This is a genomic window from Oryzophilus luti, assembly GCF_059726245.1.
The window spans coordinates 1392061-1409423 of the sequence record NZ_AP040874.1; the positions used below are offsets into that span (position 1 = coordinate 1392061).

The 17363-nt window shown below is 61.6% G+C and carries 9 protein-coding genes; 5 read left to right on the forward strand and 4 right to left on the reverse strand.

Going from position 1 to position 17363, the window contains the following annotated elements; genetic code table 11:
• Positions 1–90: 90 nt before the first annotated feature.
• The 5 genes from AC6IZO_RS06080 (at position 91) to AC6IZO_RS06100 (ending at position 7282) form a co-directional block, all read left to right on the forward strand.
• Positions 91–1995, forward strand: a complete 1905-nt coding sequence (locus AC6IZO_RS06080) for a hypothetical protein (protein ID WP_497809012.1) — start codon at positions 91–93, stop codon at positions 1993–1995.
• A gap of 116 nt (positions 1996–2111) precedes the next feature.
• Positions 2112–3596: a hypothetical protein gene (locus tag AC6IZO_RS06085; protein WP_497809014.1), complete on the forward strand. Its 1485-nt coding sequence runs from the start codon at positions 2112–2114 to the stop codon at positions 3594–3596.
• Between the two features lie 358 nt (positions 3597–3954).
• Positions 3955–5454, forward strand: a complete 1500-nt coding sequence (locus AC6IZO_RS06090) for a GumC family protein (RefSeq protein ID WP_497809016.1) — start codon at positions 3955–3957, stop codon at positions 5452–5454.
• Between the two features lie 5 nt (positions 5455–5459).
• On the forward strand, positions 5460–6344 hold the full coding sequence (locus AC6IZO_RS06095) for an ExeA family protein (protein ID WP_497809018.1): 885 nt from the start codon (positions 5460–5462) through the stop codon (positions 6342–6344).
• On the forward strand, positions 6341–7282 hold the full coding sequence (locus AC6IZO_RS06100) for a tyrosine-protein kinase family protein (RefSeq protein ID WP_497809020.1): 942 nt from the start codon (positions 6341–6343) through the stop codon (positions 7280–7282). Before AC6IZO_RS06095 ends, AC6IZO_RS06100 begins: the two co-directional genes overlap by 4 nt.
• 84 nt (positions 7283–7366) lie before the next feature.
• On the opposite strand, the gene AC6IZO_RS06105 is transcribed toward AC6IZO_RS06100, so the two are convergent.
• The 4 genes from AC6IZO_RS06105 to AC6IZO_RS06120 all read right to left on the reverse strand — a co-directional run bounded on the left by AC6IZO_RS06105 (position 7367) and on the right by AC6IZO_RS06120 (position 16795).
• Positions 7367–8461 carry a sugar transferase gene (locus tag AC6IZO_RS06105; RefSeq protein ID WP_497809022.1) on the reverse strand — a complete coding sequence of 365 codons (1095 nt, stop codon included), beginning with the start codon at positions 8459–8461 and terminating at the stop codon, positions 7367–7369.
• A gap of 403 nt (positions 8462–8864) precedes the next feature.
• Positions 8865–9965, reverse strand: coding sequence for a sigma-54 interaction domain-containing protein (locus AC6IZO_RS06110; RefSeq protein WP_497809024.1), 1101 nt, complete (start codon positions 9963–9965; stop codon positions 8865–8867).
• Positions 9966–10235: 270 nt separating this feature from the next.
• Complete coding sequence (locus AC6IZO_RS06115) at positions 10236–12455, reverse strand: beta strand repeat-containing protein (RefSeq protein WP_497809026.1); 2220 nt, start codon at positions 12453–12455, stop codon at positions 10236–10238.
• A gap of 419 nt (positions 12456–12874) precedes the next feature.
• Positions 12875–16795 carry a beta strand repeat-containing protein gene (locus AC6IZO_RS06120; RefSeq protein ID WP_497809028.1) on the reverse strand — a complete coding sequence of 1307 codons (3921 nt, stop codon included), beginning with the start codon at positions 16793–16795 and terminating at the stop codon, positions 12875–12877.
• Positions 16796–17363: the final 568 nt, after the last annotated feature.

The window sequence follows — 17363 nt, forward strand, 5'->3', positions numbered from 1 at the left end:
AGTCTGCCTCAGAGCTGTAAATCGGCGCGCATGAGCGTCTTTTTGCCCTGTGCGAGTGTGAATTTTTTGTTCCGAGTGAATGAGGTTGATATGAAACGCAGTGCTTTCCTCCTGCTCACTATCGTGCTCAGCTTCGCGACCTTGGCGTCGGCTCAGCAGTGGTCCGGGGTGTTGGATTCCAGCCGCGCCGTTGACTGGTCAAAGGCTGGAGCCGGTACGATCCCCAGCCGCCCCGCATGCACCACAACCCAGTGCAACACGGTTGCCGCAGGAACCGTCACAAGCTCCTCCATTGCGTCAGCTATCTCCTCTGCGCCGGCCGGTACTGCGGTTGTTCTTCCGGCGGGCACCTTCACCATCTCCGGTGGCATCAGCTTCGGCGGCAAGAGTAACGTCTCACTGCGCGGTCAGGGAGCCAACTCCACGTTCCTCGTCTTCTCCGGTTCCAATGGCTGCTCCGGATTGAACGGCGACATCTGCGTCAGCAGCACGGATGTGAACTACTGGGGCGGGCCGAGCAACAGCGCAAGCTGGACATCCGGCTACACCAAGGGTTCCACCACCATCACACTCAGCTCCGCAAGCAACCTCAAGGTCGGCCAACCCATCGTGCTTGATCAGCTGGATGACACGGCCGACAACAACGGGCTCTATGTTGGCTGCGAGTATCCTTCTGGCAGCGGCGGCGGCAGCACCTGCTATTCCGGAACCTGGCCTTCAGGCGGACAGCGCAGCGGCGGCTCCGGCTCCACCATTCGCGGTCAGCTTCAGATGGTGACCGTAACTTCTATCTCCGGCTCCGGCCCCTACACGGTCGGCATCACGCCGGGCATCTACGCGCCGAACTGGGCTTCTGCCAAATCTCCGCAGGCCTGGTGGGCTACCAGCCCCGTCTACGCGGATGGCATTGAGAACCTGTCGATGGATCACACCAGCGGCGGCATGGGAGTCATCTTCTTCAACTGCCAGGGCTGCTGGGTCGACGGCGTGCGCAGCGTGCGCAACAGCACGACGGGCACCGCATGGACCCACGTCGGCTCCTACGTCAGCAATCACACCACGGTGCGCAACAGCTACTTCTATGGCTATGACGGCGACACCTACGCGGTCTCCGCGTTCGTCGCCGGCGACCTGCTCTGGGAGAACAACATCTTCCAGCGCACGACCGCTCCGCAGGTTTACAACTCCGATTGCGAAGGCTGCGTTTCCGCCTACAACTACTCCATCAACAACGCGTACACGGCCAGCGCCAGTTGGCAGAACCAGAGCCTGACCTACCACTCCGTGGACCTGTTCACCCTCGCGGAGAGCAACGTCGGCTCCAGCCTCTACGCCGATACCTTCCACGGAACGCACTCGATGAATACGCTGTTCCGCAACCGGTACGACGGACGCGAATCCAACAACGGCACGCTTACCACATCCAACACCATTCCGGTGCGCCTGAATCCGAAGGTCCGCTTCCAGAACATCATTGGAAACGTGCTCGGCACCAGCGGCTACCACACCGCCTACGAGTCGAACCCGACCTCTTCCTCCAGCCTGTATAAATCGATCTACAGCCTCGGCATCTATCCCGAGGGCGGTGAGACGAGCGATTCGCTGGTGGTCTCGACCATCATGCGGTGGGGCAACTATGACACCGTCAGCGCGGCAAACCGGTTCGTCAACTCCGAGGTTCCAAGCAGCATCTCGGCATACGCAAACGCCGTGCCCACCAGCCAGACGCTGCCTGCATCCTTCTATCTCTCCAGCAAGCCGTCCTGGTGGCCGACGTCCAAGCCCTGGCCTGCGATTGGTCCGGATGTGGCCAGCGGAAACATCAGCGGAACGGGCGGCCATGCCTACACCATTCCGTCGCAGGACTGCTACCTGAACAACGGTGGCCCCAGCGATGGCTCCGGCAGCGCTCTCACGTTCGATCCGGCGAAGTGCTACACCGTGGCTTCGAGCACCGCGACCGTGCCGACCGGCGTCACCGCCGTAGCGAAGTAGCAGCACAGCTCATTCCTCAGGCATCGCCCCGCACTCCCTGCGGGGCGATCTATTTTCCCCACACATTTCCCCATCCATCGCCGTAGACTCGTATCGAAATTCCACGGAGAATTCTCTTGAGCACTTCACATGCTTCCGCGGGGGCAGCCCCTGACGCTGTGAATCCGGTGTCCACAGGCATCACCAACCGCATTCTGGACGCCTTGGAGTGGGTCCTTGCCGCAGTCGCGCTGGCCTCGGCGACGGCCGTCATTCTTCGCGCGCTGGTACGCATGCACCTGCCCTACCAATTGGACTACGCCGAGGGCGCCATCCTCAACACGGCAACCAGACTGGCAAACTCCGGCACGATCTATCCGCCATTGCAGAACCTGCCATTGCAGATTGATCCGTACCCTCCGTTCATCTACAAGATTGTGAGCCTTACGCTGAACCACGGGCAGCCCGCGTTTTTCGCCGCGCGGTGTGTCGCGTTTCTGGCATGCATGGCCGCCTGTTTTTTTGTGGGAGCACTGGCGTTTCACTGGACGCGGCGGCTACCGCTGGCCATCGCATTCGGCCTCATGCCGATTCTGGTCCCCTCCACGCAGCCGTGGATGGGCATCATCCGTTTTGACTTCATCGGCATTGCGCTCTCGCTCGCCGGCGTCCTGATCTTCGTGCGCTTTCCGAAATACTGGGTGCTGGCCCTTCCCTTTTTTGTCGCTTCGGTCGGAGGACTTTACACACTGATTGCCGCGCCCATCGCATGCGCACTCTATCTGCTGCTCACACGCAAGGCTGTACAGGCGGTTCTGTTCACTGCCTGCCTTGCCGCCGCACTGCTCGCCTGCTACTGGTACGGACAGCATCAAACCCAGGGCTGGATGGGCTATCACCTCTTTCACACGCAGAGCAGTCCGTTCTCGCTCTCACAGTTGGCCAGCTTTTCACAGGCCATCCTCCGCTCCTCCGGCGTGATTGCGATTCTGGCCCTGGTCGTCTTCTGGAGGTTCGGCGTTGAACGGAAGGTGGATTTTCTCGCGCTCTACTGCTTTCTGGTGATCGGGACCGCGTTAACGCTGGGAAAGATCGGCGCCTCGCAGAACCACAGCCTGCAGTTGGTCTTTGTGCTCTGCCTCAGCGCGGCCGTCGGATACCACTGGCTGCGCACCCGCTCGGCGGCCGAACCTGCCCTTGTCGTCGTGCTCTGCACCATCAGCCTCATGGCGGTCTCCTACGCGCCATTGCGCGTGCATCGCCCGGTTGAGGGCCTTACCGGCTGCGACGCCGCTTACCAGTCCATTCGCGGAGAGCTGGGCGACCGCATTCTGTCGGAGAACATTGGCGCGCTCGTGGTCGCGCGCAAGCAGGTCATCATCTCGGACCCGTTCGTCTATCGCTGGATGGTGAAGGGCCTTCACTTCCCGGACTCCGACCTGAAGCAGGCCATCGCCTCACGCCAGTTCTCCGCCATTGTGCTCAACCGCACGGTGGAAGGCCCCGAGAACGCAGACGACCGCTGGCCGGAAGACATTCGCGAAGCCATCCGCCAGAACTACCGCCTCCGCGACGAGTACTACTGCAATGATGCTTCGCTGATCTACGTACCCAAGCCATAGCACGCCGCAACGCTGCATCATCCGACGAAACCATCCGCGCTTACCGCCGTGCACGCAATTCCGCGGATGCTCCCTGCCCGATGGGAGTTTCCACGGAAGTGGGCTGCCGTGCGATGTGCAACCTTCTGCATATTGCAGCCAGCTCCATCCTCCCGCAGCCCAACTTCCTCTCCAGCTATAGGCTCCGCGCCCCACAGAGAGGCGCTTTTGACGCATATCTTCCCCTCCTGAAGCGCAATTCCTTTCGCAAACTCTCGAAATACTGGATCACTTCTCGCCAGAGTTGGCCACCGCCTTGCTCTTGAGTCACGGCAAGGAAGAATTCTGTCTGCCAATTGGACTCGGGGAAACGACCAGGATGGAACAACAGGAACCACAATTCGACTTTCATAAGGTTCAGGCGATCATACGCAGACGCCTCTGGTGGATTGTGATCCCAGTGGTCCTCGGGCCGCTGGTGGCGATTTCGATCACATTCTGGCTCAAGCCGCGATACACCTCGCAGGCCTTTGTACTGGTTGAACAGCCGAAGGTCCCAGACAAGTTTGTGACCCCGGTGATCACCGACCAGTTGGACGCCCGATTGATGACGATGAAGGAGCAGATCCTGAGCCGTTCGCGGCTGGAACCGATCATCGACAATCAGGGGCTCTACCGTGACGAGGCGCGCAAGATGACGCGCGAAGAGATGGTTGAGAAGCTGCGCAAATCCATCGAGGTCACGGTCATCCGGCCCGAAGGCTCGGCGCGGCCTCCGTCAGGGTTCTACGTCACGGCCTCGGCCTCCTCCCCCACCACGGCACAACGCATCTGCGGCGAGATTCTTTCCATGTTCATGGAGGAGAACCAGGCGGTGCGGCAGGAACGGGCGGAAGGCACCACCAAGTTTCTGGCGGACCAGTTGGCGCAGGCGAAGCAGAAGCTGGATATGCAGGACGCCAAGCTGGCGGACTTCAAGCGCCAGTACATCGGTCAGCTTCCCACGGACGAGCAGCGGAACCTGGAAGTGCTCAACGTTACGCGCACAAGGCTGGAAACGGTAAACCAGGAGCTGGCACAGGCCCAGCAGCAGAAGCTCATCCAGGAGTCTGCACTGGCGCAACTGGTTCGCGACGCAAAGAAGTCCGGGAGCACAAGCAGCGCCTCGGATCTTGAGACCGAACTCGCAAAGCTGGAGTCTCAGCTTGCGGGCCTGCGCGCCCGCTACACCGAGGAGCACCCGGACGTAAAGAAGGTGGAGTTGCAGATTCAGCAGCTGCACGACCGGATGAACGCCTCCCCCAGCCCCGCGCAGCCCGCCGCTACGAGGGCAGATACACCGGAGATGCGGCAGGCGCGCCTGGCAGTGCAGCTCGCGGACGAATCCATCCGCAGCAAGCGATCGGAGCAGTCCCATCTTCAGGAACAGTTGCGTACCCTGCAGGCACGTCTGCAACTGAGTCCCGGGGTGGAAGAGAGTTACAAGTCGCTCACCCGCGACTATGACACCGCGCTGCAGTTCTACAACGATCTGCTGGGCAAGAAGAAGCAGTCGGAAATGGCAACGGATTTGGAGCGTCGGCAGGAAGGAGAGCAGTTCCACGTGATGGATTCCCCCGATCTTCCTGTAAAGCCGAGCTATCCCAACCGGATCAAGTTCGCCCTTTTCGGATTGGGAGCCGGGCTGGCCCTGGCCGTGGGCCTGGCCGTGATACTGGAGTCGACACAGCGGTTCGTTCGCACGGAGGAGGACGCGCTCAACGGCCTTGATCTGCCGGTGCTGATCGCGATTCCGCTGATTGCCGAAACGGCCAATGCCTCAACCAGCCGCAACCAGAAAGGAAACGGCAAGTCCGCGATTTCCACGGTGAAGGTGTAGCTGCCATGTACAGGAAATATTTCCATCTCGAGGCAGCCCCTTTCAATCTCAACCCCGACCCGCGTTTTCTCTACGTGACGGATGCGGTGCGCGAGACACTGGCCACACTGGCCTACGGTGTTGACAGCCGCAAAGGGTTTGTCCTTCTCACCGGAGATGTGGGGACCGGCAAGACGACGCTGCTCAACGTCTTCATGCAGTGGCTGGAGAAGCACAGCGCGGCTACCGCATACGTATTTAACCCGCACATGGAACCCGATGAGTTCCTCGACTACATCATGGCCGACTTCGGGCTCGCGTGCGACCAATCCCAGCACAGCCGCCGCCTGCTGCTGTTCAACGAATGGTTACTGGAGCGCCACGCCGAGCAGAAGCCTGTGGTGCTGATTGTCGACGAGGCGCAGCAACTCTCCGAGCAGATGCTGGAGGAGTTGCGCTTGCTCACCAACCTCGAGACGCCGACACAGAAGCTGCTGCAGATCGTTCTCTCCGGCCAGTCGGAGTTGGAGCAGATTCTCGCGCGGCCATCGCTGCGGCAGCTTCGCCAGCGCATTGTGCTGCGCTGCCGCACGCTGCCTCTGAACTCCGCGCAGACCGTCGCATATATTGCACAGCGCCTGCGCGTTGCCGGTGGAGACTATCAGCAAATCTTCAGCCCTGAAGCCATCGAGGCTGTCTTTCACTATTCGCGGGGAATCGTTCGCACGGTCAACCTGCTCTGCGAACACTCTCTGATTGGCGCCTTTTGTGATGATGCACCGCGCGTGCTCACGCGCCACGTGGAGGAGGCGGCGCAGGAGTTGCAACTCATCGACTCCGCTTCCATGCACATCGCCGGGAGCAAATCCATGCTGACCCACATCGGATCCAAGGAGAGCGAACCGCAATGAGCCGTATCCACGAAGCACTCCAGAAAGCGCGCAAACAGGAACTCCCGTCCGCTGAGTTGCCCGATGTGGAGGAAGTGCTCTCCAGCGCCTCGGAAAAGCAGCACACTGGCGCGACCGAAGCCATACAGGCGCAGAGTGCCGTCGCGGCCGCCAATGAGATGCTCGCCATGATGAGCAATCCGGCTGACCAGGCGGGACGCGCCACGAACCCCTCAGCCTCCATGGATCTCGCCACCGTGCGCGCCTGCACTTGGCGTCCGCATGAGCCGGAACTGGTGTTTCTCGGAACCGAGCAGAAGCTCGGCCGCGAACAGTTCCGCACACTCCGCTCGCGGCTCTATCAGATTCGTGGCACAGCGCCGTCCGCGACCATCCTGATTACCAGCGCGGTGCCGCGTGAAGGCAAAAGTTTCGTGGCCACCAATCTGGCGCACGCCTTTGCCCTGCAGAGCAACTGCCGCGCACTGCTGATTGACGCCGATCTGCGGCGTCCCGCCGGTGTCTCCACCCTGCTGGGCGCACCGAGCACGCCCGGCCTCAGCGACTACCTCCACGGAGACTCCTCGCTGCATGACGTGATTCAGACAGGCTCCATCGAGAACCTCCACCTGATCTCCTGCGGCACAAGCTTCCGCAATCCGGGAGAACTCATCGTGCCATCCAAGCTCGCGGAGATGCTCGAACAACTGCGCTCGGTCTTCGACTGGATCATCATCGACACGCCGCCGGCACTTCCGATTGCAGACGCCCGCGTGATCTCCGACTTCTGCGATGGAGTGCTGCTGGTAGTGAACTCCCGCGAGACCGACGTTGATCTGGCGAAGAAAGCGGCACAGGAGTTCCAGCGGGAGCGCCTGATGGGTGTGGTGTTGAACGCCACGGACGCTTCAGCTAACCGCTATTACACCAAATATGGCTATGGTTATGAAGACCAGTGAGGCTCTCTGATTCAGGCACCCAATGAAGATGGCGCCCTTCGGGGCGCCATTCGTTTTCCGGCCGGAGAATTTCTCTCGCAGAGTTCAGTTCGCTCCGCCATCTCCGAAGACCGCCATCGGGGTTTGCAGAAGGATCTTGATGTCGAGCCAGGGAGACCACTCCCGCGCGTAGCGCAGATCAAGCCGCACCATGTCGTTAAACCCGATGCGGCTGCGCCCGCTGATCTGCCACAGCCCCGTGATGCCAGGACGCAGTTCCAGAACGCGCCGCTGATGCCATAACTCGTAGCACTCCACCTCGTACTGAATCGGCGGACGCGGCCCCACAAGCGACATGTCGCCGACGAGAACATTCCACAGCTGCGGCAGCTCGTCGATACTCGTCTTGCGCAGGAACAGGCCCACACGAGTCACTCGCGGGTCACGTGTGAGTTTGAAGATCGGCTCGCCCTTATCATTCAATTGGCGTTCGGCTGTGCCACGAATGAACCGCTTCACGTAGTCCTCATGAATGCTTGGATCGTTGGCAACCTTCATGGAGCGGAATTTGAGGAACACGAATGGCTTGCCGTATTGCCCCACACGCTCCTGCCGGTACAGGATCGGTCCCGGCGAGCTGAGCTTTACGGCAATCGCCGCCGCCAGCAGCAATGGCGACAGAGCTACCAGCAGCAGCGATGAGCCTGCAATGTCGATGCAGCGCTTGATGCCCAGCAGGAACTTCTTTCCGCTGGACGTGCCCGGATAGAACTCCTCATCCTTCGGGACGTCTTCCTCTACTGAATCGTCATTCAAATCCCGGGGAAAGATCCGCGCCTCAAGGCTCAGTGCTCCTTCCCTGTGGATCTCCCGCAACGCCTCGGTCATTCGGCGCAGGATGGCGGCTCGCGCCTGCGGCATCTGCGAGTCGCCCAGTTCGGCAAAGATCACTCCCAGCGTCTCGCCTTCTTCGTACCACCCAATCACGTCGATCTCGCGCGTGACGCTGGCAACCTGCGCCAGCACCGTAGGCAGTTCGGCATTCAGGCGCTGGATGCCGCGAATCAGCAGCAGAACAAAGCGCTGCCTCGAGCGTTCCGCCCTTCGGCATTCCTGCGTAATTCGCGCCAGGAAGCTCTCTTGCGGTTCAATCGTACGGTTCGCAAACCGTATGGGAGCATTTCTCAAAGGTGTGGCCAACCCTACCTCCTCACTCCAAGCCCAGTCACAACAACTCCCAGAGCAATTCCGCTTCCACTAGCGCAATCGTCACGCCCGCCAACTGCTTCTATCTCAGCCACATTCCGGCTGTCAGAATCCAACCACTTAAAAGCATTCATTAACTGCAAATGCTTGCCTAACTTGAATGGGTTCGTTCTTTTCCTGCGGCCGGATCGGGGGCTGACTGGGGGAAGCGCCGCTCAGCACTGTCGTTACTGTCTCGAAGGCTGGCGCAGTTGGGGGTGCTCTTGCGGGCTATGAATCGACTGCTGAGCTTGTTTCTGCGGACGCTGCCTTTACTACCCGGGACTCCGCCTGAACCCTGCTTCGACGCTCTTACCGGAATTGTTGCTGAAGTTCGACTGATGCGCCTTCTGGTGGATCAGTTCTCTTCCGTGGGAGCGATGGGGGGGATTTCCAGCGACACAACCGCCTTATCGTTCATCGGCGGCTTCTTGCTCACTGCGCGGATGCGCGGCAGATTGTTGTCGCGAATTTTGTACATCAGGGCGCGGTAGCTGATCTTCAACGCGCGGGCCGCGCTGGTGCGGTTACCGTGGTGGTTCAGCAGCATCCGCGAGATGATCTTGTACTCCAGTTCGCGCACCGCCCGCCTTGTAATCTGCTTCAGTGAAATGTCGCCGTCCATCGGGATTTCCGGCGTAAACACCGCCTCATCCCGGCGACGCAGGTCCGCCAGCAGAGTCTCTTCCTGCCCGAAGACAACATAGCGGCGAACTACATTTTCCAGCTCCCGCACATTGCCGCGCCACTGGCACGCCATCAGCCGCTCTACGCCGTGATCGGAAATGTGCGGAGTACGCCGGCTGAATGCCCGGTTGTAGTGATCGACAAAATACTCCACCAGCAACGGAATATCCTCACGCCGCTCCGCCAGCGATGGCAGCACGATGGAGATGCCATCCAACCGGTAGAACAGATCCGTGCGGAACATCCCTGTGCCCATGTCTTCTTCAAGCGGGTGGTTGGTGGCGGAAACAATCCGCACCTCCACGCTCTTATCCGTCTCGCTGCCCAGCCGGCTGAACTTGCCATCCTGCAATACCTGCAACAGCTTGGCCTGCAGACCGGCATCCAGGTCGCCAATTTCATCCAGAAACAGCGTCCCAAGATGCGCGGCTTCAAAGCGTCCGGCTTTGTTCGTATAGGCGCCAGTGAATGCACCCTTTTCGTAGCCGAACAGTTCGCTCTCCATCAGCGTCCCGGGAATGGCCGGGCAATTCACCTTCACAAAGGGGCCGTTGTGCCAGGGGGACCGGACGTGCAGCAGACGCGCGATGACCTCCTTGCCCGTTCCGCTGGCGCCGCGGATGAGCACAGGAATGTTGGTACCAGCCGCCTGTTCTATCTTCCGGCGGACCTCTTGCATCAGGTGCGTCTTGCCGAAGATCACCTCAAAGGGCGGCAGACCGGCTGCAGCGAGTGTCTCCGGGCTTTGCAAGTTCTGTTCAAAGGCTGGCATGGGCAGGATGCAGTTCCTCCTCCGTACCAAAGAGCACGCGACCTGCCAAAGTCTGCACATCACCCGCGCAGTCGCGCCTCTTCAATTCAACAACTTGCAGGGATTCTGTAGAGATTCACAACGGCTGCCAGCTGCACTATGCGCCTTTTTCGGGCGAAGTGTGAAAACATTTTCACTTGTCCTTCCGGACAATAAGAAAACCCGCCGGGCAGGTTCTCCCGGCGGGTCCATGCGTCCATTCCACTTCCTTGGACAATAGACGCGTAACGTCTATGGCGTTGGGACCGTTGCCTTGGCCTCTGTCGAATAGGCCGTCTCCACTCCATCCGTTCCCAGGGCGGTCACCACGTAATAGTAGGTACCTCCTCCGGCCACCGTGCTGTCCACGTAGGACGTGCCGGTATCGACGGAGCTGTTCAGCAGCGAGTAGCCGCTGCCGCTTGTGGTGCTTCGGTAGACGTAGTATCCGACAACGCTGCCAGTCGAAGCCGTCCAGGCCACCGTGACCGAGTGGGACGGCGCTGCCGTGCCTGTGCCGCTCAACGTCACCGAGAACGAACTGGAGCCGTTGTTCGTGAGGTAAACCGTTCCTGTCGAGTTGCCCGTCGCGGTCGGCGTAAAGGTCACCGTCAGCGTGGCGCTGGCTCCGGCGGCCACCGTGAATGGCAGCGAAACACCGCTGACCGAGTACCCCGCGCCGCTGGTTCCGGCGGCCGAGACCGTCACCGTCGAACTGCCGGAATTGGTCACCGTCAGCGTCTGCGAGCTGCTGTAGCCGACGTAGACGCTGCCGAAGGCAATGCTGCTGGCCGTCGAGGTCAGGTTGCCGCCAGCAACGGCCGTGCCGCTCAGGCTCACCGTCTGCGGAGACCCTGTCGCGGAATCCGTGATCGTCAGCGTGCCCGTGCGTGTGCCTGTTGCAGTCGGCGTGAACGTGACGCTGATGCTGCACGAGGAACTTGCTGCCAAGCTGCTGCCACAGGTGTTCGTCTGCGAGAAGTTGCCACTGGCCGCAATGGAGGTGATGCTCATTGCGCCCGTGCCGGTGTTGGAGAGCGTGACCGTCTGCGCCGTGCTGCTGGAGCCGACTGCGGTGCTGCTGAAGCTGAGGCTGCTGGCAGAGACGCTGGCCACCGGCGTGGTTCCCATGCCGGTCAGGCTCACCGTATGCGGAGAGCCAGTAGCCGAATCCGTGATTGTCACCGTGCCTGTGCGCGAGCCGGTCGTGGTTGGCGTGAACTTCACCGTGATGGTGCACGACGAACCGGCTGCCACGCTCGAGCCGCAGGTGTTCGACTGTGCGAAATCGCCACTGGCCGTGATGGAGCTTACGGTCAAAGCCGCAGTGCCGGAGTTGGTCAGCGTGACCGTCTGCGCGGAACTTGTGGAGCCGACCAGCACGCTGCCAAAGCTGAGCGTCGTTGCCGAGAGGCTTGCTGACGGGGTGGTACCCGTACCGCTCAGGCTCACCGTCTGCGGCGATCCCGTGGCCGAATCCGTGATTGTCAGCGTGCCCGCGCGCGAGCCAATCGCAGTCGGTGTAAACGTCACGCTGATGGTGCAGGAAGAACTCGCCGCCAAGCTGCTGCCGCAGGTGTTGGTCTGCGCGAAATCGCCACTGGCAGTAATCGAACTGATCGTCATCGCCGCCGTGCCGGTGTTGGAGAGCGTCACGGTCTTGGCCGAGCTGGTGGAATTCAGCAACTGGCTGCCAAAGCTCAGGCTCGTGGCAGAGAGGCTGGCAGAGGAAGAGGTGCCGGTACCGCTCAGGCTGACCGTCTGCGGCGATCCCGTGGCCGAATCCGTAATCGTCAGCGTGCCGGTGCGCGCGCCGCTCGCCGTCGGCGTAAACGTCACGCTGATGGCGCAGGACGCCCCCGCCGCCAGGCTGCTGCCGCAATTATTCGTCTGCGCAAAATCTCCGCTGGAGGCAACCGAGTTGATCGTCAGCGCGGCAGTGCCGCTATTGGTCAACGTCACAGACTGCGCTGAACTGGTGGAGCCAACCGTCTGGCTGCCAAAGCTGATGCTGCTGGTCGAGAGGCTCGCAGTTGAAGCCAACCCTGTGCCGGAGAGGCTCAGCGTCTGCGGCGACCCAGTGGCATTATCGGCCACGCTCAGGGTGCCGCTGCGGCTTCCGGAAACCGTTGGCGTGAAGGTCACCGTCACCGTGCAAGTACTGCCCGCCGCCAGCGAAACTCCGCAGTTATCTGTGACGCTGAAATCACCGGTGGCCGTCACGGAGGAGATTGACAGAGCCGCCGTGCCGGTATTGCTCAGGGTCACGGTCTGCGAACTGCTCCCCTTGACGGCAACCTGCCCGAAGGCGATGGAGCTGGAGCTGAAGGTGATGGCGGGAGTCGACGTACTGGTGTTGGAACCGGTTGTCGAACCGGAGACGGAGCCTGCGCCACCGCAGCCCGTCAGAACCAGGCTTGCGCCAACGACTACCAGGAAAAGAGCAATAGAAAAACTCTTTGTAAACTGCATCTTCGCCTCAAAACTAGCCAGCCCAATGCCGGCTGCCCTTCTCGCATGGTTCGAGAATCGGCCGTCCTAGACAAATCAGCAACTTACGAAGGGACTCGTTCGTGGGTAATTGCGCAAATTCCTGCAGATACAGCTCGGGTATCCGATCTGTTTTTCCCGCAGGAGCGCAGGTCAACTAGGCCGTAAACCGCCCTTCGCGGTTGCCGGAAATGTCTGAAAATGAAAGGGCCCGAACACAGTGGCTAGATATAGGCGCGGAAGTGAAACACGGCCTTCGCTCGTGCAGATCAATCAATTGTTAGGCGAAGTACCTAGAAGGATTATACACCTCCGTTCCTCAGTCCCAACAGAGAAACGCCCCGTGAAGTATGCAACTTGGTTCACGGGGCGCTGTTTTCTGTGGAAAAGTTTTTCCCATTCTAGGTGGTAGGCACCGTCGCCGAGGCCTCCGCTGAATAACCGGTTTCGACGCCGTTGCTATCCACGGCGGTGACCACGTAGTAGTACGTGGCGCCATTGGTCACCGACGAGTCGGTGTAGCTGGTGCTGCTCTGCACGCTTGAGTTCAGCTTGGCGTAGCCGGAGCCGGAGGTGGCCGAGCGGTAGACGTTGAAGCCGGTTGCGGTTCCCGTCTCTGCCCATGCCACCGTCACCGAGTGGGCGACCGAGGCAGCCGCTGCTCCGGTGCCGCTCAGGCTCACCGTCTGCGTCGTGGTTGCGGCGTTGTCGGTGATGGTGAGCGTGCCCGTGCGGGTACCGCTGACGGTCGGCGTGAAGGTCACGCTGATGGTGCAGGACGAACCCGCTGCAAGCGTGCTGCCGCAGGTTGTCGTCTTGGCGAAGTCTCCGCTGATCGCGATGGAGCTGATCGTCAGGGACGCCGTGCCAGTGTTGGAAACAGTCACCGTCTGCGCCGAACTGGTGGAGGCCACCGTCTGGCTGCTGAAGGTAAGGCTTGCGGCCGACAGGCTGACCGCCGGCTGCGTGCCCGTACCGCTCAGGCTCACCGTCTGCGTCGTCGTGCTGGCGTTGTCGGTGATGGTGAGCGTGCCCGTGCGGGTGCCGCTGACGGTCGGCGTGAAGGTCACGCTGACGGTGCAGGAAGAACCCGCCGCCAGCGTGCTGCCGCACGTGGTCGACTTGGTGAAGTCACCGCTGATCGCGATGGAGCTGATCGTCATCGCGCCAGTGCCGCTGTTGGAAAGCGTGACCGTCTGTGCCGCGCTGCTGGAGCCGAGGACAATGCTGCCCAGGCTTAGCGTGCTGGCCGAGAGGCTGGCCACGGCCTGCGTGCCGGTGCCGCTGAGGCTCACCGTCTGCGTCGTGGTGGTGGCGTTATCGGTAATGGTCAGCGTGCCCGTGCGCGAACCGGTTGCGGTCGGCGTAAAGGTCAGGCTGACGGTGCAGGAAGCGCCCGCTGCAAGCGTGCTGCCGCAGGTGGTCGTCTTGGCAAAGTCACCGCTGAGCACGATGGAGCTGATGGTCATGGCGCCATTGCCGGTGTTGGAGAACGTGACCGTCTGCGCCGAACTGCTGGAGCCAAGGTTCACGCTGCCGAAGCTCAGAGCCGAGGAGGAGACGCTGGCAACGGCCGTGGTGCCCGTGCCGGTGAGTCCCACCGCGAGAATCGAGTTGGTGGCGTCGCTCGTTACGCTGAGCGTGCCGGAGTAGCTGCCGGAGACCGTGGGTGCGAACTTCACCTGCAGGGTCAGCGAGCTGCCCGCTGCAAGCGTGGCGGGCAGCGTGGCGCCGCTCACCGTGAAGACCGCGTTATCCACGCTGATGGCCGAGACGTTGGCGCTGACCGCGCCGCTGTTGGTGACAACCACCGACAGCGTGCTGTTGGAGCCAGCCGCCACCGAGCCAAAGCCCAGTGACGAGCTGCCAGCCGCGAGCGTTGCGAGTGCACCCGTGCCGCTCAGACTCACCGTTGCCGGCGAGTTCGTGGCGTTGCTGTAGAAGGCCAGGCTGCCGCTGCGTGTGCCCGTCGTCGTCGGCGTGAAGCTGACGGTCGCCGTGCACGAGGCACCGGCCGCGACGCTCGAACCGCAGGTGTTGGTCTGCGCGTAGTCGCCAGAGATGCCGACCGAGCTGATGCTCAGCGCGGTGTTACCGCTGTTGGTCAAAGTCACCGTCTGGGTCGAGCTGGTGGAGCCGACCTTCTGCGCGCCGAATGTCAAGCTCGAGGCCGAAAGGCTGGTCGTGGCTGTGGTTCCGGTGCCACTCAGGCTCACCGTCTGCGGGCTGCCGGTGGCGTTGTCCGTGACGGTCAGCGTGCCGGTGCGCGTGCCGGTCGTGGTCGGCGTGAAGGTGACGCTGATGGTGCAGGAAGAACCTGAGGCAAGAGTGCTGCCGCAGGTGCTCGACTGCGCGAAATCACCGCTGGCGACGATGGAGCTAACTGTCATATCGCCGGTGCCGGTGTTCGAGAGCGTGACCGTCTGCGCCGCACTGGTGGAGCCGACGGCCTGGCTGCCGAAGCTCAGGCTGGTGGGCGAGAGGCTCGCCGTTGCCGATGCCCCGGTGCCGGAGACGCCGATGGACGCCGGAGAATTGCCTGCGTCGCTGATGACCGAGATGGTGCCGCTCTGCGCGCCGCTGGCCGTGGGGGCGTAGGTGACGGAGAGCGTGACCGAGTTGCCCGCGCTGATGCTGGCCGGCAGCGTAACGCCGCTCACGGTGAAGGCGCTGCTGTCGCTGCTGAGCTGCGAGATGGTGACCTTGGCATCGCTGGCGGTCAGCACCACGGTTTCCGTGGTGTTGGAGCCGACGCTGACGTTGCCGAAGCTCAGGCTTCCGGCGGAGGCGACGAGGCTGCCCGACGCGGCGACCGAAGATTCATAGGCACCGATATCGTAGCCATTGCCCTGCGGACGCTGATTGCCGTCGAAGTCGCGCGTGAGGCTCAGGCTGGCGCCGGCGTCGATGGCCGGGCTGCTGTTGCTGAGGTGAAAATCGCTGCCCGCTGTCACGAACGCCGGGTCTTCCACCACGCTGTTGGTGAAGACGCCAAGCGGCTGGCCCGCGCCGTAGAACAGGTTGTTGCTGCCGCTGATCCAGCTGGTGCTGGTGTCGAGCGAAACATACTGGCCCGCGCTGGGCAGGTCGAAGATGTTGTTGATGAGGCTGACGGCGCCGGTGGCGCGCACCGCACCCGCGGTGTTTCCGCCCATGGTGCCGGGGTTGTAGATGGTGTTGTTGTAAACCTGAGCGGCCGTCGACTGGCCGCCGCCGATCATGATGGCGCCATAACCGTTCACCGGAGTTGCACCGCCCGGAGCCGGGCCGGTGCCGGAATTCACGATGACGTTGTTGTAGACGCTGACGGCACTGGTGGCCGGGTTGACCGTAGCGAGCGCGATGGCCTCGCACGGCGTGGCCGAGATCAGATTGTCATGCACCGAGATGCCGTACTGAAGGCTCGAACCGGCCATGAAGAAACCGTTGCAGCCGAGGGTGTTCAGCACGCTGTTCCAGCCGAACTCAACCTTGTTGCTGCCGTAGAGATAAACCGAGTGGTAGTTCACCAGGCTGGTGGCGCTGGTGGAGCCGCTGTCATGAATGGTGTTGCCGAGCAGCGTCAGGCCGCTGCCGTTGGTGGCCACCATGCAGGCGCTGGAGCCGCTGCCCGAGGGGCAGCTCGCGTCATTCCGAACCACGCGCAGATTGTTGGCGCTGCTGGCGGAAACCGCCGACTGCGCCGCACGAAGCGTAAGTCCGGCGATCACCCAGTTGCTCGCCGAAACGCTGATAGCCGTCGAGCGCGACGTATTGCCGACGGTGGCTGTGGCGTTCGGATACGCGACGATGGCAATGGGCGACGAGGTCGAGCCATTACGCGTGAGAGCCAGCGTGCTGGTCGAGCTGTCCTTGTAGCCGTTCATCACGTAGGTGATGTCGCCGCCGCGCATGGTGCTCTTGGCCTTGGTCAGGGTGGCGAACGGGGCGCTGTAGGAGCCGGACCGGGAGTCGCTGCCGGTGGGCGAAACGAAGTAGATGCTGCCCGAACGAATGCTGAATGCGACGCCGTTGCTGGCCGTGCCGCTGACGTAGACCACGATGTTGCCGGTGGCGGCCGATGAGCCGAGCTGGAAGGTGATGGCAGTATCGGACCAGAGCTGATAGGAGGCGACCTTGCCTCCACCAACGGTCACATACGAAGTGCCTTGCGTGCTGCCAAAGCCCTTGCCGTAAATGGTGACAAACGCGCCGGCGCTATTCTGTCCGCCGGTCCTGGGACCGGAGGTCAGGTTGGAGTACAGAATGGTTGCGGGCGTTTGCGCGAAGCCTGCCAGGCTCAACAACAACACCAGAAGGAGGATTACGTTCTGCTTCCTCATACAGCTCACACTTCCCGCGGAGCCGGGCCCTCGCTCCTCTGCTCCGCTTCATCGCTATGATTTCGTCCGCTTGCGGAACCAACTTCCCTGGGCTAGCGCTGGTTCTTGTTCGCGAAGACACACGTCCCCTGTCCGCTTCTCAGCCCTTTTTTGTGAAAAGGTTCGAAGAGGTGACTCACCGGAGGTGCTCAAACTTTCAGAAGCCCCACCCGAGCTTGTTACGGGTCTCGTTTGACTACGCTACTCGACGCTAACACCCCCAACGGATGAATCGGTGTGATGTTTGACCAGTTGCCAGACTCCGAGGTGTTGGACCAACCCGGTCCCAGGGTCATGTCCTGCTGAATTGCGATTCAGCCGCTGAAAACGGCCATTGAACGAAGGTCACAGGCCGGAAAGTCGGAGAATTTTTCGTTCGGCGAGAGCCGCTCGCGCGACGAACTCATTGATTCTTGTGGATTTGAAAATCATGATCGGAAACCGGTGGCGATGCCCCGCGAGTCGAGGTAACCACCTCGCAACCCGGAACACACGCCGTTGAGACTGCTCAACGGCTGGCCTCGCCGTC